We start from the raw sequence: 26,580 nt of genomic DNA, 5'->3' as shown, positions 1-26,580 counted from the left end.
TTATTTATAATATTTAAGTTGATAGTCACTATTATTAAATTCCCTCTTCGGGTACATTTTGAAACTTCGTCCTCTTACTTCCTTCATACATTTCATATTTCACTAATCTAGCTTCAAGACTTGCGTTAAAAAGTTTGATTTTTCGAGAAGGTTTCAGTCCAACATATTTCAATGCCTCTAGGTTTGCAGTAATAAACCAAGCATTCGTTCCAGGATAATTTTTCTTCAAAGTATCACCAATACTTTTATAAAATTCTTCCATGTGAATATCCAAACGCTCATCATATGGTGGATTAAAAACAATATGCAATTTCCCTTCAGAGGTTTTCTCTGTATCAAAGAAATTTTGTTCTTCTATCTTAATATATTCATCCAGATTGGCATTCTTCACATTGTCTTTGGCTTTCTGAACTGCAGACGGTGCTTTATCGTATCCTTTTATCGTATAATGAAATTCACGGACACGCTTCAATAAACTATCCTGAATACTATCAAACAAATCATTATCCCAATCGTTCCATTTTTCAAAAGCAAACTCTTTACGGTTGATATTCGCAGGAATATTGCAAGCTATCATCGCTGCTTCGGCCAAAAATGTTCCAGAACCGCACATCGGATCCAAGAAATCAGTTTGTCCATCCCAACCCGAAAGCAACAAAATACCAGCTGCCAAAACCTCATTTATTGGAGCAATGTTTGTAGCCGTTCTATATCCACGTTGGTGCAATGAATTCCCGGAAGTATCTAATGCTACCGATACTTGGTCTTTGTCAATGTGGATATTGATTCTCAAATCAGGAAAAGCCTTATCAATACTCGGACGCTGTCCTGTTCTTTCACGAAACTGATCCACAATCGCATCTTTACATTTTTGTGACACAAACTCCGAGTGGTTAAAATATTCTGAATGCACCGTTGCGTCAATCACAAAAGTCTGATTGGCGTTGATGTATTTAGACCAATTCGTCCCACGTATTCCTTTATATAATGCCTGTTCATCTCTCGCTTTAAAAAAATAAATCGGCTTCAAGATCTTCAAAGCCGTGCGCAAAGACAAATTCGCTTTGTACATAAAACCTTTATCTCCCTTAAAACTCACCATTCTCACCCCCTGCTCCACATCCTGTGCACCCAGCTGTGTTAACTCTTTCGCCAGTATTTCTTCAAAACCAAAAAAGGTTTTGGCAATCATTTTAAAATTCTCCATCTGTCTTTATAAATTCCAATATTAAAATTGCGTATTCCAAACATCCTAAACGGTTTGAAATAGTATATTTTCTGCAAAAATACACTAAATTTGCGGGACTTAAATTAATTGAAAAAGAATAAATGTCCGATTCCACAAATAACAAAACACAAATTACCCATTCAAATCCTGAAAATTGGTTTGCCTCTTGGTTCGACAGCCCATATTACCATATCCTTTACAAAGAAAGAAACTATAGAGAAGCCCAATTGTTTATGGACAATCTGACGCATTATCTCAATCTTCCCGAAAAAGCAAAAGTGCTTGATTTGGCTTGTGGAAAAGGCCGTCATTCCATTTATTTAAACCAATTGGGATTTAACGTTATTGGCGCCGATTTATCAGAAAACAGTATTCTCGAAGCGCAAAAAAACAGCAACGAAACTTTGCATTTTCAGGTACATGATATGCGAGAAACATTTGAAGATAAATTTGATGCAATTTTCAATCTGTTTACCAGTTTTGGTTATTTCGAAAACGACGAAGACAACCTCACCACACTAAAAGCTATCAAAGAAAGCTTAACTGAATATGGTTTTGCCGTAATCGATTTTATGAATGTAACCAATGTACTCAATACTTTGGTTCCCGAAGAAATAAAACACGTGGACGGAATCGATTTTCATATTAAACGTTATTTAAAAGACGGACACATATACAAAGAAATTGATTTTGCAGACCAAGGTCACAACTTTCATTTCACTGAAAAAGTAAAAGCTCTTACCCTCAAAGATTTTGAAGAAATGATGGAAGAAGCCGGTATTTTCTTGTTGGATATTTTTGGCGATTACAAACTAAAAAAATTCCACAAAACCGAAAGCGAAAGATTAATTATGATTTTTAAATAAGTTTTAGGGAAGTTTAAAATTGTTTAAAAGTTTAAATATGTTTAATTGTATAACAAGCTGTTTTTGATTTAAAAATTGCTTTTCTTAAAATAACACTGAATTAAACTCTCAAACTTTTCTTAAACAATTTCAAACTTTTTTTAAACATTTAAACCATTAAACAAGAAACATGAATTACCTATTACCATTACTGTCTGTACTTCTTGGTTATTTCATCGCTTTATTTTTAAAGCCTAAAAGCAAAACCAACCTCAAACTATTACTTGCGTTTAGTGGTTCATTCTTGCTGTCACTTACGGTGATGCATTTACTTCCAGAAGTATACGAAAGCCACAATCATAACATTGGACTTTTTATAATGATGGGAATTTTGTTTCAAATCATATTGGAGTTTTTCTCCAAGGGAGCCGAGCACGGTCACGTTCATGGTCATGCAAAAATGTACCAAATTCCATGGTTGCTGTTCATCAGCCTTTGCATTCATGCCTTTCTTGAAGGATTTCCAGTAAGTCATCATCACGATCTAGCACTAGGAATAGCCATCCATCATTTACCTATTGCCATTATTTTGACAACCTTTTTTATCAATGCCAGTCTCGATAAAACAGCCATTTTTTTCTTTATGGTCACTTTTGCGATCATGACGCCACTGGGAACTATTGTCTCCGACTTTATACCGCAATTGAATGACTATTACACAGAGATTACCGCCGTAGTTATTGGTATTCTGTTCCACATTTCATCAACTATAATTTTTGAAAGCAGTGAAGGCCACAAATTCAATATTGCCAAAGTATCGATGATTGTAATCGGGATTGTTTTAGCTTATTTGCTATAAAAAATTCACTTATCAATAAACAAAAAAATCATTTGGGCGTGCCACCATAAAGCAAATGGACCAACTCATCATACTGTTGAGTTGGTCCATTTGCTTTATGGTGTCGGGCAATCCGCGCTACTTCGGTAGCTAGCTCCTGTCCCTCACGCAATTCACTCTAAAGAGCAACATTCCTTTTCAATAAAGATAAAACCAATCTATATATTTACTTTTATCTAATTGTTATTAAAAAATATCTTTTTTCTTATAAATATTTTGATTATATATAATTAATTTAAATAATTTGCATTATTAAAAACATTACTGTTAATTTGTCAGAATTTATAAACTGAGAAGTTTCTGTCTATAGCAGAATTGATTCAAGAACATTACTAAATTTATCTTAGAGAAAAAAGATGCGGAAAAATTATTCAAAACCCTTAATATACAGCTATTTGTATGTTTAATTTTTTCAAAAGAAAGCCCAAAGTATATTCGAAAATTGAAAATCATATTTTCGGAATAATTACGGAGTTGCTAAAAATCAGCTCAACAGACATCAATTGTGATGAATTGGGCGGTAAATACTATTTGAGTAACGAAGAACAACACTTTAAAGTTACCATATTGAGTAATGATTCTGTAATTCGATTGACCAATACACGTGATTCTGTTGCCGAGAAATATGATAAATTTTTCGTTGAAGATGTTTTACGAGCGGTAAAAGAAGAGAAACACCGCAGAATGGAATTGGTTTACGAATCAATTACCAATAGCATCGAAAAGATGGCCGAACGCCTCCACAATGTACTTATTGAATCAAATGAGGAGGAACAACAAAAAGAAGACGAAAGTGAAGAAGACACTTTTCTAAAGAGTGTATAAGCCAAAAAACTTTCCCTTTTTTATTGTGCTTTTCATATAAATTCCAGTTACCATTGATCAATAGGAAACTTTTTTATTAACGTTAAAAATTTTCGTTCTAAAATATCCCCGCCTTGTCTTTCCTTTTCCTAAAGACATGAGCTTATCTCATTTATTCATGTCGATTAAAAAATATATCTAACCAAATCATAATTCAACTACCTGGATTAATTATACAGCTATTGGCAAAATGTAGCCTTATGTGAAAATAATTTGGCCTTTATACCTTTTTTTTTCGTTTAACACAGAATAGATAAGTTTTAAAATTCCCTAACTTTACCAACCCACAAAAGTTGTCAATTTTAAAACAGAATAATGAACTTCACAAAGACCACTGAGCAATCTTCCAAATACGAACATTTAGAAAAAATGTCGGTTCAAGAATTACTTACCAATATCAATAATGAAGACCAAACTGTCCCTCTCGCAGTAGAAAAAGCCTTGCCACAAATAGAAACTTTGGTAAGTGAAATTGTTGCCAAAATGAAATTAGGTGGACGACTATTCTACATTGGAGCAGGAACTTCAGGCCGTTTGGGAATATTAGACGCTTCCGAATGTCCTCCTACTTTTGGAGTGCCATTTGATTTGGTTGTTGGTATCATCGCTGGTGGTGACACCGCTATTCGCAAAGCCGTAGAAAACGCCGAAGATAACGCGACACAAGCTTGGCTGGACTTACAGGCATTTAATGTGAACGAAAATGATGTTGTTGTAGGAATCGCAGCCTCTGGAACAACGCCTTATGTTATTGGAGGGTTACAGGCCTGCAACAAAAATAACATTAGTACCGGAAGTATTTCCTGCAATGCCGGAAGTCCGCTTTCGCAAACGGCAAAATTCCCAATCGAAGTTATTGTAGGACCTGAATTTGTAACTGGAAGTTCCAGAATGAAAGCCGGAACTGCCCAGAAATTAGTTCTGAATATGATTACCACTGCCACTATGATTCAGCTTGGAAAAGTGAAAGGTAACAAAATGGTCGATATGCAATTAAGCAATAGCAAACTGGTTGATCGTGGTGTAAAAATGATTATGGGAGAAATTCCCGTAACCTATGAACAAGGTGCTGAATTGCTGGCAAAATATGGAAGTGTCCGAAAAGCAGTTGACAATTGGAAACAATAATTTATCAATATAAAAAATAATGAAAAAAATAATTACTCTATTTACTATTCTTCTTTCCACAACAGTCTTTTCACAAGAAATAACAACCAAAAAAGGTCGCTTTTTTGCAGAAGGAAAACAACTTTCAAATAAAGAAGTCAAAACATTATTAGCATCTAATACTGAAGCTTTAGCCCTTTTCAAAGCTTCAAGAACCAAAGGATCAGTAGGAGGCTTTTTACTTGGATTTGGTGGTGGTTTAGTCGTGGCTGACCTAATCACAGGAGCAACAGCAGATGTGAAATACCCAACACCACTTACTTATGTTGGGCTAGCCTCATTAGTCACTTCCATTCCTGTTCTATCAGGAAGAACTAAAAAACTAAATGATGCTCTTGCTCTTTATAATGACGGCTTAAAAAAGTCAGCCTCAGACGATTCAAATTTTGAACTAAATATAATTGCCAATCAAAGTGGTTACGGCTTACAATTTCAATTTTAAAAAATGGCAAACAAAGAATTATTAGCCAAGGGAATCAAATACTTAACTGGAGCTTTACCGCTTATGTTTATTGGACCAACCGTAATTTATAATGCATTTATGAACCAGCATACTAATTGGCATTACTTGGTTTTAGGCATAGGAATCATTGCTTGCTTAGCTTCTATGTTTTTAATGTTTTTAGGTTTGAAAATAATAATGAAAGGCATATTTAACGACTAATGGAAGACCTGATACACATTCAAAAAACATTTGAAAAAGTAACCTATATTGGCAAGAAGATTAACAATCGTGAATTTGAAGATTGCGTTTTTAAGAACTGCGATTTCTCAAATAGTGATTTTTCTAATAATAGTTTTATGGATTGTGAATTCATAGAATGTAATTTATCGATGACACAATTGGGGGGGTCCAGCCTGAAGACTGTAAGCTTTAAGAACTGTAAATTAATGGGGATTCAATTTCAGTCTTGTCAGGATTTTCTGTTCAATGTGCAATTTCAGGATTGCATGCTGGACTACAGCTCTTTTGCGAATAAAAAAATGCCAAAGACCAAATTCAATTCCTGTTCCTTGAAAGAAGTTACTTTTATAGGAACCAATTTAACTCAGTCGTTTTTTGGAAACTGTAATTTAGACAATGCCATTTTTAACGATACTCTTTTGGCCGGTGCTGATTTTACTACAGCTTACAATTATAAAATCGACCCCGAATTCAACCCGATGAAAAAAGCTAAATTTTCCAGTCAGGGAATTGCTGGGCTTTTGGATAAATATGATATAAAAATTGAGTGATTGTTTGTTTAATCTTATGTATATTGTAGCTATTTAAAATTCAATTCATGGAACTCCAAGAACAATTTTCACATATTACAACGCTTATATCCAAAGCAAAAGAAAATGCTTTCCAAGCTGTAAATAAAGAATTAGTAACTCTTTATTGGCATATTGGTGAATATATAAGCCAACAAGTGGAAAAGAAAGCTTGGGGAAAATCAGTTGTGAAAGAATTATCCCTTTTTATTCAAGAATCAGAGCCAAATATTACTGGTTTTTCTTCTCAAAACATATGGAGAATGAAACAGTTTTTTGAGACTTACAAAGATTTTACAAAACTCGCACCACTGGTGCGAGAAATAACTTGGACTAATAATATCATCATTTTGCCATGCAAGTCTATTGAAGAAAGGGAGTTTTACATAAAAATGACGATTCGAGAAAAATGGTCTAAAGCAGAATTACAGAGACAAATAAATTCCTCTTGTTTTGAAAGAGTAATGTTAGCCAATACAAAACTCGCACCAATGGAGCGAGTTTTTCCAAAAGAAGTAACAAACACTTTCAAAGACACATATGTCTTAGAATTACTTCAATTACCCGAAAGTCATTTAGAAAAAGATTTAAGAAAAGCAATTGCACAAAACATAACAAAATTTCTATTGGAATTTGGACGAGATTTTGCTTTTATGGGTGAAGAATATCCTCTGCAAGTAGGTAACCAAGATTTTGCAATTGATCTTTTGTTTTATAACAGAAACCTAAATTGTATGGTAGCAATTGAATTGAAAATAGAAAAATTCAAACCCGAACATTTAGGACAGCTTAATTTTTATCTCGAAGCACTAGACAGAGATATCCGTAAACCGCATGAACAGCCCAGCATTGGCATATTATTATGTAACGGCAAAGATGATATTGTTGTAGAATATGCTTTAAGCAGAACAGTCTCGCCAACATTAGTCTCTGATTATCAAACAAAACTTCCAAGTAAAGAACTATTGCAACGCAAATGGAAAGAAATTCTAGAGTCACTAGATCCCGAGAAATACAACTAAAAAAATGTTTTCAAACTTAAATAACCATGAATGCAACAACATCCTATCTTGAAAGTGTAAAAAAGCAATTTCTCTACTATAAAATGTTGGGAGAAAAAGCAATGGAACAATTGGAACCAGAACAGCTTTTTGCATCAGCAAATGATGATACCAACAGCATTGCAGTGATTGTAAAACACCTCTCTGGAAATATGCTGTCGCGCTGGACGGATTTCCTGACTACCGATGGAGAGAAAGAAACTAGAAATCGGGATAGTGAATTTGAAAATGATTTACAGACAAAAGAAGAAGTTTTAGCTTCTTGGAATACTGGCTGGGATTGCTTTTTGGGAGCTTTAGACAGCTTACAGCCTGACCAGCTTTCGGAAATTATTTATATCAGGAATGAAGGGCACACGGTTATTGAAGCCATCAACAGACAACTGGCGCATTATCCTTACCATGTTGGGCAAATTGTGTTTTATGCCAAACAACTTAAAAATAATGAATGGAATAGTTTATCAATTCCTAAAAACAAATCGAATAATTATAACGCAGATAAATTTGCACAAGAGAAAACGATTAAAAATTTTACGGAAGAAGAATTTAGAAGATTGAAATAAAGACAAAATTCAATAGCAATTGCAATGACAAAAAGCAATATCAATGTTAATGACTAATACTTGCCCCAGATGGAAGTGAAAACCCTGCAGGGCTAAACTCTATTTTTTCTTGTCACAAAAGAGCGACCAACGGAAGCTCCTTTTGTGGCATTAGAAAAAAAGAGGATAGACCGAGGAGTTGTAACGGACAGCTGGATTAGGCTCTAATAAAAATAAAAAACACGAAAGACAATGAAAAAAACAATATTACTCGCCCCCCTATTGCTGTTAATGTCCTGTTATAATGTAGAACGCAACTGTACCGATTTTAAAACCGGTAAATTTAAATTTGAATACGAAATTGACGGCGTTAAAAAAACAACGGTTTTTGAGCGTAATGACAGTATTGAAATTGAAACTTTTGAAGGAAAAACAGATACTTCAAAAGTTCGCTGGGTAAATGACTGCGAATATGTTTTACAAAAGAAACACCCGAAAAATAAGGCGGAAGAGAAAGCAATTTCTATGAAAATCTTGACAACTTCAAAGAATTCCTATACCTTTGAATTTGGAATGGTTGGTGACGATGCTAAACAAAAAGGAACGGTTGTTAAGATTGCAGATTAAAGAATTTAGATTTAAAAAAAAACATAACCCTAAAAATATAAAATGGAAGTATTCTTGAACCCAGACGCATGGATTGCCTTATTAACACTGACTTTTCTTGAAATTGTTTTGGGGATTGACAACATCATTTTCATCTCTATTGCAACTGGAAAACTAGCAATAAATGACCGAAAAAAAGCAACCAAAATTGGAATGTTCTTAGCCATGTTTATGCGGATTGCCCTTTTGTTCGGGATAAATTTTTTAACTCAAATGAAGAAACCATGGTTTACCATTGATTGGAGCTGGTTGCATGCCGGAATTACTGGTCAGAGTCTTATTTTATTATTTGGCGGTTTGTTCCTGATTTACAAAAGCACTAATGAAATTCGGGAAAAAGTCGATGAAAAGGGTCATGAAGAAAAAGAATTGGGCAAAGCTGCAACGAAGTCTTTTCGAAGTGTTATTCTGCAGATTATAATGATTGACTTGGTTTTCTCTTTTGACAGTATTCTGACTGCAGTCGGGATGACTAACGGTGTTGAGGGCGCTTTGATCATCATGATTACTGCTGTTGTTATTTCAGTTATGGTAATGATGCAGTTTGCTGTTCCAGTCGGAAATTTTGTAAATAAGCATCCATCGATACAAATTTTGGGATTGTCCTTTTTGATTTTGATAGGGTTCATGTTGTTGACAGAAAGTGCACATTTGTCAAATGCTCTTATTTTTGGAAGCCACGTGACTCCTGTTCCAAAAGGTTATTTATACTTTGCTATCTCGTTCTCTTTATTTGTAGAAATATTAAATATGAAAATGGCCAAAAAGAAATAATATGCTTTCTAAAAACATAAAAAATGCCTTGATTATAAGTGTTGTAGTTGGGACTATTTTAAACACGATTAACAGTTATGATGTGATTTTGGAAAGTAATTTTACGTCTAAAAATATTTTAAGAATTGTATTGACATACATAACACCGTTTTGTGTTTCTTTATATTCATCAACATTAGCATCAAAATCATTCGAAAAAACAAAAGCTAAAAACACAGTTACAGAAAAGTAACTGTGTTTTTTTTTACAATATATTTTAGTTAAAAACATTATTCTCATCCGATGAAAAATACTATTTCGCATAGAGTTGCCGATTTCCTAAAGAACTTCCCTCCTTTCACTTTTTTAAATCAGAATGATATTGAAGTGCTTTCGGAACAGATTTCGATTATTTATAAAGAAAAAGACAGCGTAATTTTTGCCGAAAACGACGAAACCCACGACTCCTTTTATGTCGTTCATAAAGGCGCTGTTGCACTTAGAAAAGGAATAAAAAACGACACTATCGATATGTGCGACGAAGGAGATATTTTTGGACTAAGGCCTCTTATTGCAAACGAAAATTACCAAATGGAAGCCAGAGCTTATGAAGAAACGATCCTCTATGCAATTCCTATAGACATTTTCAGACCCTATGCTTTAGTCAATAAAAATGTTGGGGATTTTTTAATTCAAAGTTTCGCTTCTAACACACATAATCCTTATTCCGAAAGCTATAGAGGAAAACTCTATGGAGAAACCTTAGCAGGAGATCTATTGGATACTAATCCCAAAATACTGGATATCCAGCCTGTAAAATATTCAAAAAAAATAATAACCTGTTCGTCAATAACCACAGCCAAAGAGATTGCCCAAATAATGACCAAAAAAAATGTGGGCGCGGTACTTGTAGTTGAAGATAAGCTTCCTATTGGTATTATTACAGATAAGGATTTACGAAATAAAATTGTTACCGGTGAGTATCCCATTACATCTGCTGCATCCACAATCATGACCAGCCCGGTTATTACCTATCCTAAAAAGTTGACCACAACACAAGCGCAAATGGCGATGATGAAAAGTAACATCAGCCATATATGTTTAACTAAAGACGGTACGCCAAATACCAAAGCTGTTGGAATTCTCTCTAAACATGACGTGATGGTATCGTTAGGAAATAATCCAGCAGTATTGATAAAAGCAGTAAAAAGAGCCAAAAAATACAAGGAAATAAAACCGATACGAGCCAGTATCATGCAGTTACTGCAAGGCTATCTGGATCAAAACATTCCTATAACACTGACATCAAAAATCATTACCGAATTAAATGATGTCTGTATTCAGCAGGTTATAGCCATTGCACTAAAAAAAATGAGTACACCGCCACCGGCAAAATTTGGTTGGTTGGCCATGGGAAGTCAAGGGCGAAGCGAACAGTTACTGCAAACCGATCAAGACAATGCATTGGTTTATGAAGATGTAGCCGACGAATTAAAAGAAAAGACTAAAAAATACTTCTTGGAATTGGCATCACATGTCAACAAAGGATTATTTGAAATTGGCTATGAATATTGTCCTGCCGAAATGATGGCATCCAATCCAAAATGGTGTCTAAGTTTGGAAGAATGGAAAAAACTAGTACACCATTGGATCACAAATACTGGAAAAGATGAAGTTCTCCTGTCTTTTATATTTTTTGATTACAGCCTCTCTTACGGTGACAGCGAACTTGTAAACAAGCTCTCCGATTTTATTTTAGAAGACATCAAGGCAAATCCTGTATTTTACCTTCACTTAGTAAGCGGAGCTTTGCAAAGCCCTTCCCCAACTGGTTTTTTTAGAGATTTTTTATTGGAACAAGATGGAGCAAATAAAGATACATTTGATATCAAAAGAAGGGCACTAATGCCTTTGAGTGATGCCGCACGAGTATTAATTCTATCACATGCTGTAAAATCAATCAGTAATACTCCTGAACGTTTTGAAAAATTAGCCGAATTAGAACCACACAATAAAGAATTGTACTTGGCTTGTTCCTATTCCTACAGAGTACTTTTGAAATTCAGAACGAAACAAGGACTTTTACATAATGATTCCGGTCAATATATTGCTCTTGGTGACCTCACAAAACTTGAGAAAATAAAACTTAAGAGTACCTTCAAAACTATTAAAGAAATACAAGAAATTATTTCCATACGATTTAATCCCTCAAATATATTGTAATGATGAACTTTTTTGAAAAATGGAAAGCCATACTATTTGATTTTTTAAAAATAACTAAAAAACCAATTGATGAAGTTCTTCTTAACAGCGTAGAAAGCACCCGTTTTGTAGTCCTAGACACTGAAACTACTGGTTTTGATTATGACAATGACCGAATGCTTTGCATAGGTGCGATTACTTTGAAAAATGGTGTTATTGCCATTTCTGAAAGTTTTGAAATGTACATACAACAAGAACATTATGACAAAAATAGTGTTCAAATTCATGGTATTCTAAGAGATTTGGTCATAAAAAAACCTAGTGAGGCAGAAGTATTACAGCAATTTTTGACTTTCTTGGGAGATTCCATTATCATTGCTCATCACACTATTTTTGATGTCACAATGATTAATCGGGCATTGGAGCGAAATGGACTTCCACTGTTAACCAACAAAACATTGGATACTGCATATCTTTATAAAAAAACGCTCATAATGTCCAATCTCTTGGAACGAAAGGAAAAATACGCTTTGGATGACCTCGCCGATAAATTTGACATTTCAAAAAAAGACCGCCATACCGCAATGGGAGACGCTTATATAACAGCTATTGCTTTCCTTAAAATTGTAAAAAAATTAAAAGATCTAAAAGGGAAAACAGAATTTACTTTAAGAGATTTGTTTAGGTAAAACTCAGCCCAATAAATATCATTTTATCGATAAGTTATACTAAATTCCGAGAGATAACTAATATAGCAATCCTCATTTTGGCCATGAAGTAGTTAAGATTCAATACTTATAAAATCTTAATTATTTCATGGCCTTTCTCATTTCATAAAAATTACTGATTCTGAGATTCTTATTAAAAAAACACTGATACTTATGGAAAAAAAACTTAATATCAAATGCAACATATTGCAAAACCTATTCTGTCGTAGAATACCTAATTAAAACCAAAATATACCGTTACAATAAAAAATAGCATCATTATTTATTACATCAAAAAAAAACTAGTTAAAAAATTGTATATATAAAAATAAAAACTATTTTTGTGTAATCGATTACATAAATAAAATATTGATAACTAACCAACCAATTATCTCAACAATGAGTGAAACAAATAAAAAGACTGGAAACTACCGTTGGACGATATGTTCTCTATTATTCTTCGCAACAACAATTAATTACCTAGATCGTCAAGTTCTTTCGTTGACATGGAGCGATTTCATTGCGCCTGAATTTCACTGGACCAATAATGATTATGGAAATATTACCGCTTTATTTTCAACTTTTTATGCAGTTTCTTTATTTTTTGCAGGTAGATTCGTGGATTGGTTAGATACTAAAAAAGGATTTCTTTGGGCAATTGGAATATGGTCGATTGGTGCTTGTTTGCATGCATTTTGCGGCATTGCAACTGCAGGATATATAACTGGAAATTGGTTTGTTGGTTTTGAAGGCGCAAAAGAAATAATCAGTACTATAGGTGATACTGGAATGGTCATTAACGTAAGTGTTACTTTATTCATCTTTGCTCGATTCATTTTAGCGCTGGGTGAAGCTGGAAATTTTCCTGCAGCAATTAAAACTACTGCTGAATATTTCCCTAAAAAAGACCGTGCTTTCTCTACAAGTATCTTCAATGCGGGTGCAACAATTGGAGCATTAGCAGCTCCAATAACAATTCCTTTTATTGCAAAAGCCTATGGTTGGGAAATGTCATTTATTATCATAGGTGCCTTAGGTTTTATTTGGATGGGATTTTGGGTTTATATGTACGATAAACCCGAAAGAAATCCAAAAGTTAGTGCTGCAGAATTAGAATACATTCAACAAGATATAATTGCCGATAGTAAATTGGTTGGTTATGTTCCTGAAACAGCTGAGAAGGTTTCTTTTGCAGCATGTTTTAAACACAAACAAACCTGGGCTTTCATTTTTGGCAAATTTATGACAGATGGTGTATGGTGGTTCTTTTTGTTTTGGACACCGGCTTATTTGAGTTCTGTCTATGGAATGGATTCTACTCAAGCTGCTTTCCCTTTATTTATCTTATATTTAATTACGTTACTTTCAATTTTTGGAGGATGGTTACCAACTTATTTTGTTGATAAAAAAGGAATGAATCCATACGAAGGCCGAATGAAGTCGATGCTTATTTTTGCATTTTTTCCATTACTGGCATTGCTTGCTCAGCCTTTAGGACACTATAGTTATTGGTTACCAATCATTATAATTGGTATTGCATTGGCAGCTCATCAGTCGTGGTCGGCAAATATTTTTACAACTGTGGGTGATATGTTTCCTAAAAAAGCAATTGCTACCATTGTTGGTATTGGTGGATTAGCCGGAGGCATTGGTTCAACAGTGATAAACAAAAGTTCCGGGCTGTTATTTGATTATAGCAAAGAAACCAACATGTCATTTATGGGTTTTAATGGTATTGAGGCTGGATATTTTATCATTTTTTCTATTTGCTCAGTTTGCTATTTAATTGGATGGACAGTAATGAAAATATTAGTACCGAAATACACTCCAATTACTGATTTGTAAACCAAAATAGAAATTGTAGCTCAAACCTAATATCTTTAAAGGTTGCTGTAATTCATTTACAACAATAAAAAACTCAACAAGTTAAAAAAACAGCATAAAACATTGTTTATTAAAAATTTAAAATTACTTTTGTGTAATCGATTACATTAAATTTTTCACCATGACAAATTATAGCTCAAGATACGCTTCAAGTCCAAAGGCTGTTAAGCAATACGACACCAAACAATTAAGAGAGGAATTCTTGATTGAAAATTTAATGACTGAAGGAGAAATTACTTTTACCTACTCTCATTATGACCGTTACATTGCCGGTTCTGCAGTGCCTATAACTCCCCTAACGCTTGAAACCATTGAACCTCTAAAATCTGCTTACTTTTTGGAGCGAAGAGAATTGGGGATTATCAATGTTGGAGGAGATGGCTCTGTTGTTGTGGAAGGAACTGTTTATAAATTGGGATTTAAAGATGCACTGTACATCGGCTGTGGGAATGTTGAAGTAATATTCAAAAGTGATGATGTCAAAAATCCGGCTAAATATTATCTGAATTCGGCTCCTGCGCACAAGAACTATCCGACAAAAAAAGTCAGTTTGGCAGAAGCCAACAAACTGCAGTTAGGTACAATGGAAACAGCCAATCACCGAACGGTGAATCAGATGATTATTGGCGGAATTGTAACTACCTGCCAATTGCAAATGGGCATGACCGAATTAAAACCTGGAAGTGTTTGGAACACCATGCCAGCACATGTTCATGATCGCAGAATGGAAGTTTATTTTTATCTCGATATTCCCGAAAATCAAGCTGTTTGCCACTTCATGGGAGAACCTCAGGAAACAAGACATATTTGGATGAACAATCATCAGGCAGTTATTTCTCCGCCTTGGTCTATCCACTCAGGTGCAGGAACTAGCAATTATACTTTTATATGGGGAATGGCTGGTGAAAATTTGGATTACGGAGATATGGATGTTTGCAAAATAACCGATTTAAGATAACTACTAACAATTAAATAAAAAATATGTCAATCAATCTTTTTGATTTAACTGGAAAAACAGCACTAGTAACTGGAGCAGTTCATGGCCTTGGAATGGCAATGGCAAAAGGACTTGGTCATGCAGGTGCAAAAATTGTAATAAACGACCGTTCTTCACGAGAAACTGTAGATAATGCTGTTGCTGAATACAAATCAGTAGGAATTGACGCTTACGGATATATATTTGATGTAACCGACGAAGCTGCCGTTATTGAAAATATAAAAAAAATAGAAGCTGAAGTAGGTCCAATCGATATTTTAATCAATAACGCTGGAATTATCAAAAGAACGCCTATCGTTGAAATGGAAGTGAAGGATTTTGCCGAAGTTATCAATGTAGATTTAATTAGTCCCTTTATCATGTCAAAAGCAGTTGCCAAAGGTATGATTGCTCGTGGAAGCGGAGGAAAAATCATCAACATCTGTTCCATGATGAGCGAATTAGGAAGAGATACCGTAAGTGCTTATGCTTCTGCAAAAGGCGGTTTAAAAATGCTGACTAAAAGCATGGCAACAGAATGGGCTAAATTTAATATCCAAACAAATGGAATTGGGCCTGGATACTTTGCTACAACCCAAACGGCTCCTATTAGAGTAGACGGTCATCCATTTAACGATTTCATTATTAGCAGAACTCCAGCAAATCGTTGGGGTGATCCTGAGGATTTACAAGGCGCAGCTATCTTCTTGTCTTCTAAAGCAAGTGATTTTGTAAACGGCCACATTCTCTATGTTGATGGTGGTATATTGGCTACTATCGGGAAACCATCAAACGAATAATAATATTTTAATAAAATTATAATGAGCGCAACATTCATACATGATAATTTTTTATTAGAAAATAAATACGCTGAAGAATTATACCATAATTACTCTAAAAATCAGCCTATTATTGATTATCACAATCACTTATCGCCACAACATATTGCTGAGAACACTATTTTTGATAACATTACCAAAGTTTGGATAAATGGAGATCATTACAAATGGCGTGCGATGCGTACATTGGGGATAAATGAAGAATTTATCACTGGCAACGGTTCTGATAAAGATAAATTTATGAATTGGGCGAAAACAGTTCCATATACCATGCGTAATCCATTATATCATTGGACGCATTTGGAATTAGCCCGTTATTTTGATATTCATGATTTATTAAACGAAAAATCAGCAGAATCAATTTACGAACAAGCTTCTGCAAAAATAAATTCAGCTGAATACAGTACAAGAAACTTACTTACAAAAATAAATGCGGAATTTGTATGTACTACCGAAGACCCAATTGACAACTTAGAATACCATCAAAAATTAGCAGTAAGTGACTTTACTACAAAAGTAAGTACCGCTTTTAGACCTGATAAAGCGATTCTAATTTCAAATGACGGCTACAACGATTATATTGATACATTGGGTCAAGTGGCTGGAATTGCTATTAACTCTTTTGCAGATTTATGTTCAGCATTAAAAAACAGGATTGAATATTTTGATAAAAATGGCTGTAAACTTTGCGATCATGGATTAGATCAAATATATTTTGAAAACTTTACCGAAAATCAGATAAATGTCATTTTCAAAAGAAAAAGAGACAATCAAAATATAACTTCTGAAGAGGCATTGAAATTTCAAAGTGCCATCTTGCTATTTTTATCCGAAACCTACCATGAATACGGATGGGTACAGCAATTTCACTTAGGAGCATTGAGAAATAACAATGCCCGTATGCACCGAATTTTAGGCCCTGATACTGGTTGGGATTCTATTGGAGATTATCCGCAGGCACAAAAATTGTCTGGTTTTCTAAATGCTTTAGACAGTAAAGACAAATTAACAAAAACAATTATTTACAATTTGAATCCTGCCGACAATGAAGTTATGGCTACCATGATTGGTAATTTTAATGACGGAAGCGTTAAGGGAAAAGTTCAATTTGGATCAGGATGGTGGTTTTTGGATCAAAAAGACGGAATGACCAAACAACTGAATGCGCTCTCCAATATGGGATTAATCAGTTGTTTTATCGGTATGTTGACAGATTCCAGAAGCTTTTTGTCATTTCCAAGACACGAATATTTCAGACGTGTTCTTTGTAATCTTCTTGGTGACGAAATCAAAAGAGGCGAACTTCCAAATGATATGGAATGGATTGGCAAAATGGTTTCGGACATCAGTTATAATAATGCAAAAGAATATTTCAAATTTTAAAAATAAAATTTAATTCAATAATTAAAATATGGCATTTCCTAAAAGCAATCTATTTTTCAAAGAAGACGAAACCCCTTGGAAAGTTGCAGGTGAAGGAGTACTGCGCCAAATTTTAGGATATGATGACCGGATTATGATGGTCAATGTGAAATTTGAAAAAGGTGCAATTGGTTATTTACACCATCATCACCATACACAAGTTACCCATATTGCTGCAGGAACATTCGAAGTAACTATTGAAGAAGAAACAAGAATACTGAAAAAAGGTGATTCCTTTTATATTCCTTCCAATAAAATACACGGTGTCGTATGCTTAGAAGCAGGAATTCTTATAGATGTTTTTAGTCCCATAAGAGAAGATTTTATCAAATAGAAAAAAATTAATTCTATACTATAAATGAGTAAAGTAGTTACATTCGGCGAAATCATGTTACGCCTTTCGACAGAAAGACATTTGCGTTTCTCACAGGCAAAGGCCTTTGGCGCTTCCTATGGAGGCGGCGAATTTAATGTGGCCGTATCATTGGCTAATTATGGTGTAACCGCAGAATTCATAACAAGACTACCCGAAAATGAAATTGGAGGTTGCGCTGTAAAAGAAATGCGAAAAATGAACGTCGAGTCCAAAAATATAATTTATGGAGGAGAACGTTTGGGAATCTATTTTCTGGAGACCGGTGCAGGAACACGAGGCAGTAATGTAGTCTATGACCGCGCCCACAGCTCGATGGCAACAATTGAAAAAGGAATGATTGATTGGGAAAAAGTACTCGAAGGAGCATCCTGGTTTCACTGGAGCGGTATTACTGCTGCCATTTCGGAGAGTGCTGCCGAAGCTTGTCTCGAAGCCATTAAAGTAGCTCATAAATTAGGTTTAACTATTTCCTGCGATTTGAACTACCGTTCCAAATTATGGCAATATGGTAAAACTCCAAGTGAAGTAATGCCCGAACTATTGCAATACAGCACTGTTATTTTGGGAGATATTGATACTGCCTATTTTATGCTGGGCGAAGCCAAAGTAAATCCAAATTATCAGGATGAGAAATCACTTCCTGTTTTGTATACTAAACTCTTTGAATTATGTCCAAACTTAAAAACAGTTGCTACCACATTACGTTATTCCGTAAGTGCTTCACACCAAAGAATTGGCGGTATTTTATTTGACGGAAAAACAATTTATACAGCAGCTGTAAAAGAAGTAACCCCTGTAATTGATCGTGTTGGTAGTGGTGATGCCTTTATGGGAGGATTAATTTACGGATTGCTGGAATACTCAAATAACCAAAGAGCTTTAGATTTTGCTGTCGCTGCTTGTTGTTTAAAACACACCATTGCAGGCGATTATAATTTGGTTACCTTAAAAGAAGTTGAAAATATGCTAGATGGTGATTCAGCTGGATTAGTGTCAAGATAAAAATATAGATATGGCAAAATATACAAGAATAGAAGTTGCAGCAGCGATGAAGGAAACGGGATTGGTTCCCCTATTTTATCATACGGATGTTTCACTAGGAAAAAAAGTAATAAAAGCGTGTTATGACGGTGGTGCACGATTGATGGAGTTTACAAGCAGAGGTGATTTTGCTTTCGAAATTTTCGGGGAACTTAATAAATATGCATTGGCAGAATTACCCGGAATGATTCTGGGTGTAGGTTCCGTTACCGATGCAGCGGCGGCTTCCCTTTATATGCAATTGGGTGCAAATTTCATTGTTACCCCTGTTTTTAGAGAAGATATAGCCATTGTTTGCAATCGCAGAAAAGTGCTATGGTCACCTGGTTGTGGTTCTCTAACTGAAATTGCCCGAGCCGAAGAATTAGGATGTGAGATTGTAAAATTATTTCCTGGTGATGTTTATGGGCCACAATTTATAAAAGGAATAAAAGGTCCTTGTCCATGGACGAGTATTATGCCCACAGGTGGAGTAAACACAACAAAAGAAAATCTAAAAAGTTGGTTTGACGCTGGTGCAACCTGTGTGGGTATTGGTTCCCAATTGATTACCAACGAGATATTATTGAGCAGAGATTTAGATGTATTACAAGTGAGTGTTAGAAAAACATTGGCTACGATTAAGGAAGTGAGAAGTGAGAAGTGAGATTGCAGATTTCAGAACGCTGAAAACAATATTGAAGTTGGAAGTTGAGATTCTTCAAGAGTGATTATAACTTAGAATAAAACAATATTTTGGAGAATAATTTTTCATTAAAAGACAAAGTAATAGTAGTAACTGGTGGTACTGGAATAATAGGTAATGCTTTTATAAACGGTATTGTAGCTGCTGGAGGAACGGTTGGAATACTGGGTCGGAATGAAAGAATAGCAGAAGAAAGAGTCCAAAACATTATTGATAAAGGAGGACTTGCCATTGCCCTGATTGCTGATGTGACTGACGAGTTACAACTAATTGCATCAAAAGAAAAAATGCTGTCCAAATTTGGAAAAATCGACGGTTTGGTGAATGCAGCCGGCGGAAATATGCCCGATGCAATAATAGAACCTGAACAGGATATTTTCAAATTGAATGTTACCGCCTTGGAAGAAGTAATGCGATTGAACCTTTTGGGTACTATTTTGCCAACACAGGTTTTTGGTGAAGCTATAAAAAATAACGGTTCTGGAAGCATAGTAAATATTTCGTCGGTGGTGTCGCAATTGGCAGTTACCAAAGTGTTGGGATACAGTTTGGCCAAATCTTCGATAGATTCTTATACAAAATGGTTTGCTGTGGAATTAGCAAGAAGATATGGAGATACAATACGAATGAATTCTATTGCTCCCGGTTTTTTCCTGACCGAACAAAATAAAACGCTCTTAACTAATCTTGACGGAAGTTTAACCGAAAGAGGGAATTTGGTCATCAAGAATACACCTTTCAATCGGTTTGGAAATCCGGACGAACTCATAGGAGCTTTAGTATGGCTGTTGAGTGATGCATCCAAATTTGTTACTGGTTCAAAAATTACTGTAGATGGCGGATTTACCATTTATAGTGGAGTCTAAAATACTTTATAAAAAAAGGCTATAATAAGCGGCTTGAAAAATTAGAGCTCAAGAATTCATTCCCCAATCCTCATTAAAGGTTTGAAAACTTACATTCTAAAACACGAGTCGTTTATTATAATCCAAACAAAAATACAGTCCGATGATTAAAAAGAATCAGTTAATAGAAACACCATTTTAAAGAGATAAAATGAAAAATTTAAACAGAAAAAATACAGGATTAGAAACTTTGCAACCCATAAAAGTGGTGCAATTTGGCGAAGGAAATTTTCTAAGGGCTTTTGTTGATTATGCTTTCCAGGAGCTGAATGATACCGTAGATTTTAATGCAGGTATAGCTGTTGTGCAACCCATTGAAAACGGGATGGTCGATTTGATAAACAGTCAAGACGGGCTGTACACTTTGTTTATGAAAGGATTGGACAAAGGAAAAGAAATTCAAGATAAAAAACTGATTTCCAATCTTGTGAAAGGCATCAATCCCTATTCAAATTTTGAAGATTACTTGGCTTTGGCCAAAGAGGAAGAATTAGCTTTTATCATTTCGAATACAACTGAATCCGGAATAGCTTATGTAGATACCGATACTCCATTGATGCAACCACCGAGTTCATATCCGGCAAAACTAACGCTTCTTTTGTATAACAGATACAAACATTTTAATGGAGATCCGTCTAAAGGATTGGCGATTATTCCTTGCGAATTAATCAATAACAATGCCGATACCTTGAAGGAAATCATTCTGCAATACTATCAAGATTGGAAACTGGAAGAAGGTTTTAAAACTTGGATTTTGGAAAGTAATACATTCCACAATACACTAGTAGACAGGATTGTGCCGGGTTACCCAAGAGCCGAAATTGAGGAATACAATAAACAACTCGATTATAGCGATAACTTAATCGTTACCGCCGAGACTTTTTTCCTTTGGGTAATTGAAGGCGGGGAAGATTTGACACAAAAACTTCCATTCCATAAAACCAAACTGGATGTAAAAATCGTTTCGGATATGCAACCGTATCGCACTCGAAAAGTGCGAATCCTTAATGGTGCGCATACAGCAATGGTTCCGTTTTCATTGCTTTTTGGAAATGAAACGGTTAAAGAAACGGTTGATCATTCGTTCACCGGAGATTTTATTAACAAAGCGATTTTTGATGAAATAAACGAAACCATCGAAATGGACAAATCGGAATTGGACAGTTTTGCCGAAGACGTTTTGGATCGTTTTCGAAATCCGTTTATTAAACATAATTTATCAAGTATTGCCCTGAATTCGATTTCAAAATTCAAAGTGAGAGTGTTACCAAGTTTATTGGGTTATGTTTCTAAATACGGGAAAGTCCCAACACATTTGAGCTTTGCATTTGCCTGTTTGATTTTGTTTTACAAAGGAACATGGAAAGGACAAGTACTTGCTGTAGATGACAGTACGGATATTACAGATGCTTTTGCAGCAATTTGGAAATCAGATGACATCAAACAAGTTGTTCAAAAAACACTTTCAACAGTTCCTTTTTGGGATGAAGATTTAACTAAAATAAATGGTTTGTCGGAAGCGCTGGTTCTGGCTATAGATGAAATAAACAATAACGGAGTTGAAGCAGGTTTTAAGAATTATAGCAAAGTTTATCAGTTGCAAAATTCGTAATTGATAAAAAAAATGGGCCACAGATAGTACGGATTAAACGGATTGTCACCGATTTTTTAAAACAAAAAAATAGAAATGCCCTGTTAGTTTTCTGGCTTATCCGCCCAAAAATAAAAAAGTATCAACATTTTATAATTGATTAAAATGCAAAAAAAATTAATAAAAGTAAACCCTTCGGATAATGTTGCCGTGGCATTGGTGAATCTTACCGCTGGCGAAATAATTTCGTTTGAGGGAGAAAACATCACAATCGAGTCGGATGTAAAAATGAAACATAAAATTGCGATGACTCCTTTGAATATAGGTGATCGAATTATTATGTATGGTGTTTTGGTGGGGAAAGCGAGTGCTAGAATTGAAAAAGGAGGACTACTTTCGACATTAAATGTAAAACACGAAAGTGATAAAGTAACCGGAAAAACAGAAACTATCGGTTGGACAGTTCCAAATGTAGACAAGTGGAAAGACAGAACTTTTCAAGGGTATCATAGAGAAGATGGACAAGTAGGAACTGAGAATGTTTGGTTGTTTTTTCCGTTGGTTTTTTGTGAAAACAGAAATATCGAAATCCTAAAAGATATTTTTGAAAAGGAGTTAATGAAGCCAAAAGAGAATGATTATCAGCTATTGCTTCGTTCTTTGGTAAAAACGGAAACTGGAGGAGCTGGGAATGAAGCCGCTTCAAATGATGCTAATTTATTTAATAATATTGAAGTAAAATTCATCACGCATCAAGGTGGTTGTGGTGGGATTCGTCAAGATTCACATAGCTTGGCAAAGCTTTTGGCTGGTTATGTGAATAATCCAAATGTGGCTGGAGCAACAGTTTTGAGTTTGGGTTGTCAAAATCTGCAAATTCAAATCTTTAAAGACGCCTTGTATGAAATTAATCCAAACAGTAAAAAACCTGTTTTGATATATGACCAACAGTCAATTGGAACAATAGAAGCAATGATGAGCAGTGTTGTAAAAGACACTTTCGCAGCAATTAAAGAAGCTAATAAAATAGAAAGAACTCCTGCCCCATTGTCTAAACTGACAATTGGTTTGGAATGTGGGGGTTCTGATGGTTTTTCCGGGATTTCGGCTAATCCAACATTGGGAGTAACTTCGGATTTGCTAACGGCATTGGGCGGAACTACTATTCTTTCTGAATTCCCCGAATTGTGTGGTGTTGAGCAGGAATTGGTAAACCGTTGCAATGAAGATGGAGATGGAAAACGCTTTTTGGAATTAATGAAATGGTATGAAAAAACCGTTGTCGATGCAGGATCAGGATTTGATATGAATCCGTCGCCTGGAAACATCAAAGACGGGTTAATTACCGATGCAATGAAATCGGCTGGAGCTGCCAAAAAAGGCGGAACCTCCCCTATTGTTGGCGTTTCGGATTATGGCGAATACATTACGAAACCCGGTCTGAATTTATTGTGTACACCTGGAAATGATGTAGAATGTACAACGGCTATGGTTGGTTCTGGAGCCAATATGGTACTATTTACTACCGGTTTAGGAACTCCAACAGGGAATCCAATTGCACCGGTTGTAAAAGTTTCATCAAACTCTGAACTCGCCAGAAAAATGTCTGACATTATAGATATTGATACTGGTGAAATTATAACCGGTGAAAAATCAATAGATGAAATGGCAGACGAAATGCTGGAGTTTATTATAAATGTGGCTAGTGGTACTATCAAAACCAAAGCGGCCATTTTGAATCAAAATGATTTTATTCCTTGGAAAAGAGGAGTTTCATTATAATATTTTTTGGGTTTTATTTTGTTTAAAAAAAAAGCTGTTAGAATTCATTTTCTAACAGCTTTTGTGTTTTTTCAAAAGTTAAACAGTGAATAAAATATTATACTTTTCTTTATTTTCTGGTAGATGATTTACGGATGTGTAATTCGGGAGTAAGTACAACTTTCTTTTCAATCTTAATATTATCAGTATTATTGATTTGTTCCAAGAATACTTTGGCTGCCATTTTGCCCATCTCCAGCGGTGACTGATCTACAGAGGAAATTGACAATTCCATGAAACGCGTAAAAGGTTCGTTACCAAAACCAAAAACGCAAAACTCCTCGGGAATTTTAACCCCTCTTTCCCTCAACTCCTGAATAGCACCTAATGCAGCGAAATCACTTGAAGAGAAAATTCCATCTGGAGGAGGATTCATACTTAATAATTTTTCAACAGCCTGTCTTCCAGCGTCAACATTACTTTTGGTTTGGAACACATAATTTTCGTTTAACTCTAAACCACTATCTGCTAAAGCTTTCTTAAATCCATTATTTCTATGTTCAAATATTTCCAGTGATTGGTCACCTGTTAAATGAGCAATACGTTTACAACCTTGTTCAATAAGATTTTTTGTTGCCAAATAACCTCCTTCAAAGTCATTAATAGTTACCGAACTCACACCTTCCATCTTTTTCTTTCTATCAAAAAAGATTAAAGGAACGTTTTTATCTACCACATTTTTAATTACATGATCATTTTCTTTGGAGACATTTGAAATTGACATCAAAATCCCATCGACTTGAGCATTTAATAAAGTGGTAATGTTTTCAATTTCTCTTTTTTCGTCCTCATGCGTCTGACATATAATAACATGGTAACCTTCCGGATGCAATTCCTCTTCGATTCCACGAATAACGGAAGCAAAAAAGTTACTGTCAATACGGGGAACGATTACACCAACATTATTACTCTTACCGCTTCGAAGCGATTGTGCCAATCGATTCTGCTTGTAATTCATTTTGTCAGCAGTTTCCAATACCAGCTTTCTGGTAGCTTCGCTGATCTTAGGATTATTATTTAAAGCCCTCGATACAGTGGCTGCAGTGATGTCAAGCCTCTTCGCTATATCGTAAATTGTCGTTTTTTGATCCATATATGGAAATAAAGTATAATATTATATTTGTAAAAATAAATAAAAAAAAACAATAAACACAGACAATGTTATCGATTACATTAAAATAAAAATATTTCTTATGATTTTATTTTAAACCACCTTTTTAAACACAAAATATTCATGCTTTTTAATCTTTTGCATAGAATATCATAAAAATATCCACTTTTAATTTTATTTCTAATTTTTTTAAGGACTTTTTTTTGTTTATATAAAAATTATATGTAGGTTTGTGTAATCGATTACATAATTGCATTTTTAAATTCAAAACATCGTTTAATGAAACCATTCAATACAAATCAAATTTTGAAAGCATTTATACCAAAAACCTTTTTTATACTTGCTTGTGCTTTATCTTTTAGCTCCATTTCTTGCGCACAGACAAAAGAGCAATCCAAAGATGTATGGAAAAAGATGCAATCTATTGTAAATATGGTGAAATACCCAAGTTTTCAAAATAAAACTTTTAACATATTAAGCTATGGTGCCAAAGCTGACGGTCAATCCGACAATACTGAAGCCATAAAAAAAACGATTCAAGAATGTAACAAACAAGGCGGAGGAATGGTTCTTGTACCAAAAGGCAAATACCTATCTCATGCCATCCATCTGGAAGACAATGTAAATCTTCATTTAGAGGAAGGTGCCGAAATTCTTTTTAGTACAAATCCCAAAGATTACTATCCACTGGTTCACACCTCTTTTGAAGGTACCGAATACATGAACTACTCCCCTTTAGTTTATACTTATAAAAAGAAAAATGTAGCCATTACTGGTAAAGGCACATTAAACGGTCAAGCAAATAACGAAAATTGGTGGCCTTGGTGCAGTAAAGAAGAATATGGATGGAAAAAAGGAACATCTTCTCAAGTGGATCCACTCAATCGATTGCGTCTAGTAGAAATGGCTGAAAATAATATCCCTGTTTCTGAGAGAATATTTGGGGAAGGGCATTACTTAAGACCCAATTTTGTGGAGTTTTTTGAATGCAAAAATGTACTTATACAAGGAATTACGATAATCAATGCTCCATTTTGGGTAATTCATCCTATCAAATCAGAAAATGTAATTATAGATGGAGTGACAATTAATAGTCACGGCCCGAACAACGACGGCTGTGATCCTGAATATTCCAAAAATGTCATTATCAAAAATTGTACATTCAATACAGGAGACGATTGCATTGCCATAAAATCGGGTCGCGATGCAGATGGAAGAAGAGTTGCGATGAAAAGTGAGAACATCATAGTGCAAAACTGTACCATGTTTGATGGACACGGAGGAGTTACTATAGGAAGCGAAATTTCAGGCGGTGTAAGTAATGTTTATGTTGAGAATTGCATCATGAACAGTCCAAATCTTGACATTGCTATACGATTGAAAACCAATTCAAAAAGAGGTGGATTAATTGAAAATTTCTATGTGAGAAACATTGAAATAGGACAAGTAAAAGAAGCGGTTCTAAAAGCAGATATGTTTTACAATGTTCATGGTAACCAAAAAGGAGAATTTATTCCTCGTATAGAAAACATCTCTTTAGAGAATGTCAAAGTAAAAAATGGAGGTCAGTATGGTATTTTGGCCAAAGGGCATACAACATCTCCAGTAAAAAATATAACTTTTAAAAATGTTACTATCGAAAAAGTAAAACAACCCTACTCAATTGAAAACGTAGACAATCTAAAATTTATTGATAGCTATATCAATGGAGAATTAATGAAAAACTAAAAAACCAATTTAAT

The 26,580-nt window shown here is 34.8% G+C and carries 27 protein-coding genes; 25 read left to right on the top strand and 2 right to left on the bottom strand.

The features are described 5' to 3' along the window. Positions 1 to 34: 34 nt before the first annotated feature. Positions 35 to 1,207, bottom strand: a complete 1,173-nt coding sequence (locus B0E44_RS06580; RefSeq protein ID WP_077371841.1) for a class I SAM-dependent RNA methyltransferase — start codon at positions 1,205 to 1,207, stop codon at positions 35 to 37. A gap of 122 nt (positions 1,208 to 1,329) precedes the next feature. On the opposite strand from B0E44_RS06580, the gene B0E44_RS06575 reads away from it, so the two are divergent. The 24 genes from B0E44_RS06575 to B0E44_RS06460 all read left to right on the top strand — a co-directional run bounded on the left by B0E44_RS06575 (position 1,330) and on the right by B0E44_RS06460 (position 23,688). Further along, entirely contained in the window at positions 1,330 to 2,094 is a 765-nt protein-coding gene (locus B0E44_RS06575) for a bifunctional 2-polyprenyl-6-hydroxyphenol methylase/3-demethylubiquinol 3-O-methyltransferase UbiG (RefSeq protein ID WP_077371838.1), read from the top strand. Positions 2,095 to 2,263: 169 nt separating this feature from the next. Next, entirely contained in the window at positions 2,264 to 2,932 is a 669-nt protein-coding gene (locus B0E44_RS06570; protein WP_077371835.1) for a ZIP family metal transporter, read from the top strand. 438 nt (positions 2,933 to 3,370) lie between these two features. After that, a complete protein-coding gene (locus tag B0E44_RS06565; protein WP_077371832.1) occupies positions 3,371 to 3,796 on the top strand; it encodes a hypothetical protein in 426 nt (141 codons plus the stop codon). 354 nt (positions 3,797 to 4,150) lie between these two features. Then, positions 4,151 to 4,963 (top strand): N-acetylmuramic acid 6-phosphate etherase, encoded by an 813-nt coding sequence (gene murQ / locus B0E44_RS06560; protein WP_077371829.1) that lies wholly within the window; start codon positions 4,151 to 4,153, stop codon positions 4,961 to 4,963. 19 nt (positions 4,964 to 4,982) lie between these two features. Beyond that, positions 4,983 to 5,444 (top strand): hypothetical protein, encoded by a 462-nt coding sequence (locus B0E44_RS06555; protein ID WP_077371827.1) that lies wholly within the window; start codon positions 4,983 to 4,985, stop codon positions 5,442 to 5,444. A gap of 3 nt (positions 5,445 to 5,447) precedes the next feature. After that, the gene (locus tag B0E44_RS06550) at positions 5,448 to 5,666 is read left to right on the top strand and encodes a DUF6095 family protein (RefSeq protein ID WP_077371824.1); all 219 of its coding nucleotides are present in this window, start codon (positions 5,448 to 5,450) and stop codon (positions 5,664 to 5,666) included. After that, the gene (locus B0E44_RS06545; RefSeq protein WP_077371821.1) at positions 5,666 to 6,238 is read left to right on the top strand and encodes a pentapeptide repeat-containing protein; all 573 of its coding nucleotides are present in this window, start codon (positions 5,666 to 5,668) and stop codon (positions 6,236 to 6,238) included. Before B0E44_RS06550 ends, B0E44_RS06545 begins: the two co-directional genes overlap by 1 nt. Before the next feature lie 47 nt (positions 6,239 to 6,285). Next, complete coding sequence (locus B0E44_RS06540; RefSeq protein ID WP_077371818.1) at positions 6,286 to 7,278, top strand: YhcG family protein; 993 nt, start codon at positions 6,286 to 6,288, stop codon at positions 7,276 to 7,278. Between the two features lie 26 nt (positions 7,279 to 7,304). Continuing rightward, complete coding sequence (locus B0E44_RS06535) at positions 7,305 to 7,880, top strand: DUF1572 domain-containing protein (RefSeq protein WP_077371815.1); 576 nt, start codon at positions 7,305 to 7,307, stop codon at positions 7,878 to 7,880. 231 nt (positions 7,881 to 8,111) lie between these two features. Continuing rightward, positions 8,112 to 8,486 carry a DNA topoisomerase IV gene (locus B0E44_RS06530; protein ID WP_077371812.1) on the top strand — a complete coding sequence of 125 codons (375 nt, stop codon included), beginning with the start codon at positions 8,112 to 8,114 and terminating at the stop codon, positions 8,484 to 8,486. 42 nt (positions 8,487 to 8,528) lie between these two features. Further along, positions 8,529 to 9,299, top strand: a complete 771-nt coding sequence (locus tag B0E44_RS06525; RefSeq protein WP_077371809.1) for a TerC family protein — start codon at positions 8,529 to 8,531, stop codon at positions 9,297 to 9,299. Position 9,300: 1 nt separating this feature from the next. Further along, the gene (gene nrtS / locus B0E44_RS06520; protein ID WP_077371806.1) at positions 9,301 to 9,531 is read left to right on the top strand and encodes a nitrate/nitrite transporter NrtS; all 231 of its coding nucleotides are present in this window, start codon (positions 9,301 to 9,303) and stop codon (positions 9,529 to 9,531) included. 50 nt (positions 9,532 to 9,581) lie between these two features. Then, a complete protein-coding gene (locus B0E44_RS06515) occupies positions 9,582 to 11,501 on the top strand; it encodes a DUF294 nucleotidyltransferase-like domain-containing protein (protein ID WP_077371803.1) in 1,920 nt (639 codons plus the stop codon). Next, positions 11,501 to 12,169 (top strand): PolC-type DNA polymerase III, encoded by a 669-nt coding sequence (locus tag B0E44_RS06510; RefSeq protein WP_077371800.1) that lies wholly within the window; start codon positions 11,501 to 11,503, stop codon positions 12,167 to 12,169. Before B0E44_RS06515 ends, B0E44_RS06510 begins: the two co-directional genes overlap by 1 nt. 417 nt (positions 12,170 to 12,586) lie before the next feature. Next, entirely contained in the window at positions 12,587 to 14,032 is a 1,446-nt protein-coding gene (locus B0E44_RS06505) for an MFS transporter (RefSeq protein WP_077371797.1), read from the top strand. 160 nt (positions 14,033 to 14,192) lie between these two features. After that, a complete protein-coding gene (kduI, locus tag B0E44_RS06500) occupies positions 14,193 to 15,029 on the top strand; it encodes a 5-dehydro-4-deoxy-D-glucuronate isomerase (protein ID WP_077371794.1) in 837 nt (278 codons plus the stop codon). Positions 15,030 to 15,052: 23 nt separating this feature from the next. Beyond that, positions 15,053 to 15,847: a gluconate 5-dehydrogenase gene (locus B0E44_RS06495; protein WP_077371791.1), complete on the top strand. Its 795-nt coding sequence runs from the start codon at positions 15,053 to 15,055 to the stop codon at positions 15,845 to 15,847. Positions 15,848 to 15,868: 21 nt separating this feature from the next. Beyond that, positions 15,869 to 17,269: a glucuronate isomerase gene (uxaC, locus tag B0E44_RS06490; protein WP_077371788.1), complete on the top strand. Its 1,401-nt coding sequence runs from the start codon at positions 15,869 to 15,871 to the stop codon at positions 17,267 to 17,269. 28 nt (positions 17,270 to 17,297) lie between these two features. Continuing rightward, on the top strand, positions 17,298 to 17,642 hold the full coding sequence (locus B0E44_RS06485) for a cupin domain-containing protein (RefSeq protein WP_077371785.1): 345 nt from the start codon (positions 17,298 to 17,300) through the stop codon (positions 17,640 to 17,642). 24 nt (positions 17,643 to 17,666) lie between these two features. Then, a complete protein-coding gene (locus tag B0E44_RS06480; protein WP_077371782.1) occupies positions 17,667 to 18,686 on the top strand; it encodes a sugar kinase in 1,020 nt (339 codons plus the stop codon). Between the two features lie 10 nt (positions 18,687 to 18,696). Beyond that, positions 18,697 to 19,371 (top strand): bifunctional 4-hydroxy-2-oxoglutarate aldolase/2-dehydro-3-deoxy-phosphogluconate aldolase, encoded by a 675-nt coding sequence (locus tag B0E44_RS06475; RefSeq protein ID WP_077371779.1) that lies wholly within the window; start codon positions 18,697 to 18,699, stop codon positions 19,369 to 19,371. Between the two features lie 89 nt (positions 19,372 to 19,460). Continuing rightward, the gene (locus B0E44_RS06470) at positions 19,461 to 20,276 is read left to right on the top strand and encodes an SDR family oxidoreductase (RefSeq protein WP_077371776.1); all 816 of its coding nucleotides are present in this window, start codon (positions 19,461 to 19,463) and stop codon (positions 20,274 to 20,276) included. Positions 20,277 to 20,466: 190 nt separating this feature from the next. After that, entirely contained in the window at positions 20,467 to 21,927 is a 1,461-nt protein-coding gene (locus B0E44_RS06465) for a tagaturonate reductase (protein WP_077371773.1), read from the top strand. A 144-nt stretch (positions 21,928 to 22,071) separates the two neighbouring features. Further along, positions 22,072 to 23,688 carry a UxaA family hydrolase gene (locus B0E44_RS06460; RefSeq protein WP_077371770.1) on the top strand — a complete coding sequence of 539 codons (1,617 nt, stop codon included), beginning with the start codon at positions 22,072 to 22,074 and terminating at the stop codon, positions 23,686 to 23,688. A gap of 109 nt (positions 23,689 to 23,797) precedes the next feature. Here B0E44_RS06460 and B0E44_RS06455 read toward each other — a convergent pair whose 3' ends face one another. After that, positions 23,798 to 24,820 (bottom strand): LacI family DNA-binding transcriptional regulator, encoded by a 1,023-nt coding sequence (locus tag B0E44_RS06455; protein WP_077371767.1) that lies wholly within the window; start codon positions 24,818 to 24,820, stop codon positions 23,798 to 23,800. Between the two features lie 297 nt (positions 24,821 to 25,117). Between B0E44_RS06455 and B0E44_RS06450 the strand changes: the two genes are divergently transcribed. Then, a complete protein-coding gene (locus tag B0E44_RS06450; protein WP_077371764.1) occupies positions 25,118 to 26,566 on the top strand; it encodes a glycoside hydrolase family 28 protein in 1,449 nt (482 codons plus the stop codon). Positions 26,567 to 26,580 lie beyond the last annotated feature (14 nt).

Source organism: Flavobacterium sp. A45 (assembly GCF_002001005.1).
In the GTDB taxonomy this organism is placed as follows: domain Bacteria; phylum Bacteroidota; class Bacteroidia; order Flavobacteriales; family Flavobacteriaceae; genus Flavobacterium.
This window is presented reverse-complemented; position numbering and strand designations above follow the sequence as displayed.

Bases quoted from the DNA above. Each gene is read 5' to 3' on its own strand.
- B0E44_RS06575 (WP_077371838.1), top strand. From the start codon at position 1,330: ATGTCCGATTCCACAAATAACAAAACACAAATTACCCATTCAAATCCT.
- B0E44_RS06565 (WP_077371832.1), top strand. From the start codon at position 3,371: ATGTTTAATTTTTTCAAAAGAAAGCCCAAAGTATATTCGAAAATTGAA.
- B0E44_RS06540 (WP_077371818.1), top strand. From the start codon at position 6,286: ATGGAACTCCAAGAACAATTTTCACATATTACAACGCTTATATCCAAA.
- B0E44_RS06460 (WP_077371770.1), top strand. From the start codon at position 22,072: ATGCAAAAAAAATTAATAAAAGTAAACCCTTCGGATAATGTTGCCGTG.
- B0E44_RS06465 (WP_077371773.1), top strand. From the start codon at position 20,467: ATGAAAAATTTAAACAGAAAAAATACAGGATTAGAAACTTTGCAACCC.
- B0E44_RS06545 (WP_077371821.1), top strand. From the start codon at position 5,666: ATGGAAGACCTGATACACATTCAAAAAACATTTGAAAAAGTAACCTAT.
- B0E44_RS06525 (WP_077371809.1), top strand. From the start codon at position 8,529: ATGGAAGTATTCTTGAACCCAGACGCATGGATTGCCTTATTAACACTG.
- B0E44_RS06505 (WP_077371797.1), top strand. From the start codon at position 12,587: ATGAGTGAAACAAATAAAAAGACTGGAAACTACCGTTGGACGATATGT.
- B0E44_RS06535 (WP_077371815.1), top strand. From the start codon at position 7,305: ATGAATGCAACAACATCCTATCTTGAAAGTGTAAAAAAGCAATTTCTC.
- B0E44_RS06510 (WP_077371800.1), top strand. From the start codon at position 11,501: ATGATGAACTTTTTTGAAAAATGGAAAGCCATACTATTTGATTTTTTA.
- uxaC (WP_077371788.1), top strand. From the start codon at position 15,869: ATGAGCGCAACATTCATACATGATAATTTTTTATTAGAAAATAAATAC.
- kduI (WP_077371794.1), top strand. From the start codon at position 14,193: ATGACAAATTATAGCTCAAGATACGCTTCAAGTCCAAAGGCTGTTAAG.
- B0E44_RS06485 (WP_077371785.1), top strand. From the start codon at position 17,298: ATGGCATTTCCTAAAAGCAATCTATTTTTCAAAGAAGACGAAACCCCT.
- B0E44_RS06480 (WP_077371782.1), top strand. From the start codon at position 17,667: ATGAGTAAAGTAGTTACATTCGGCGAAATCATGTTACGCCTTTCGACA.
- B0E44_RS06450 (WP_077371764.1), top strand. From the start codon at position 25,118: ATGAAACCATTCAATACAAATCAAATTTTGAAAGCATTTATACCAAAA.
- B0E44_RS06475 (WP_077371779.1), top strand. From the start codon at position 18,697: ATGGCAAAATATACAAGAATAGAAGTTGCAGCAGCGATGAAGGAAACG.
- murQ (WP_077371829.1), top strand. From the start codon at position 4,151: ATGAACTTCACAAAGACCACTGAGCAATCTTCCAAATACGAACATTTA.
- B0E44_RS06515 (WP_077371803.1), top strand. From the start codon at position 9,582: ATGAAAAATACTATTTCGCATAGAGTTGCCGATTTCCTAAAGAACTTC.
- B0E44_RS06570 (WP_077371835.1), top strand. From the start codon at position 2,264: ATGAATTACCTATTACCATTACTGTCTGTACTTCTTGGTTATTTCATC.
- B0E44_RS06580 (WP_077371841.1), bottom strand. From the start codon at position 1,207: ATGGAGAATTTTAAAATGATTGCCAAAACCTTTTTTGGTTTTGAAGAA.
- B0E44_RS06555 (WP_077371827.1), top strand. From the start codon at position 4,983: ATGAAAAAAATAATTACTCTATTTACTATTCTTCTTTCCACAACAGTC.
- B0E44_RS06550 (WP_077371824.1), top strand. From the start codon at position 5,448: ATGGCAAACAAAGAATTATTAGCCAAGGGAATCAAATACTTAACTGGA.
- B0E44_RS06455 (WP_077371767.1), bottom strand. From the start codon at position 24,820: ATGGATCAAAAAACGACAATTTACGATATAGCGAAGAGGCTTGACATC.
- nrtS (WP_077371806.1), top strand. From the start codon at position 9,301: ATGCTTTCTAAAAACATAAAAAATGCCTTGATTATAAGTGTTGTAGTT.
- B0E44_RS06495 (WP_077371791.1), top strand. From the start codon at position 15,053: ATGTCAATCAATCTTTTTGATTTAACTGGAAAAACAGCACTAGTAACT.
- B0E44_RS06530 (WP_077371812.1), top strand. From the start codon at position 8,112: ATGAAAAAAACAATATTACTCGCCCCCCTATTGCTGTTAATGTCCTGT.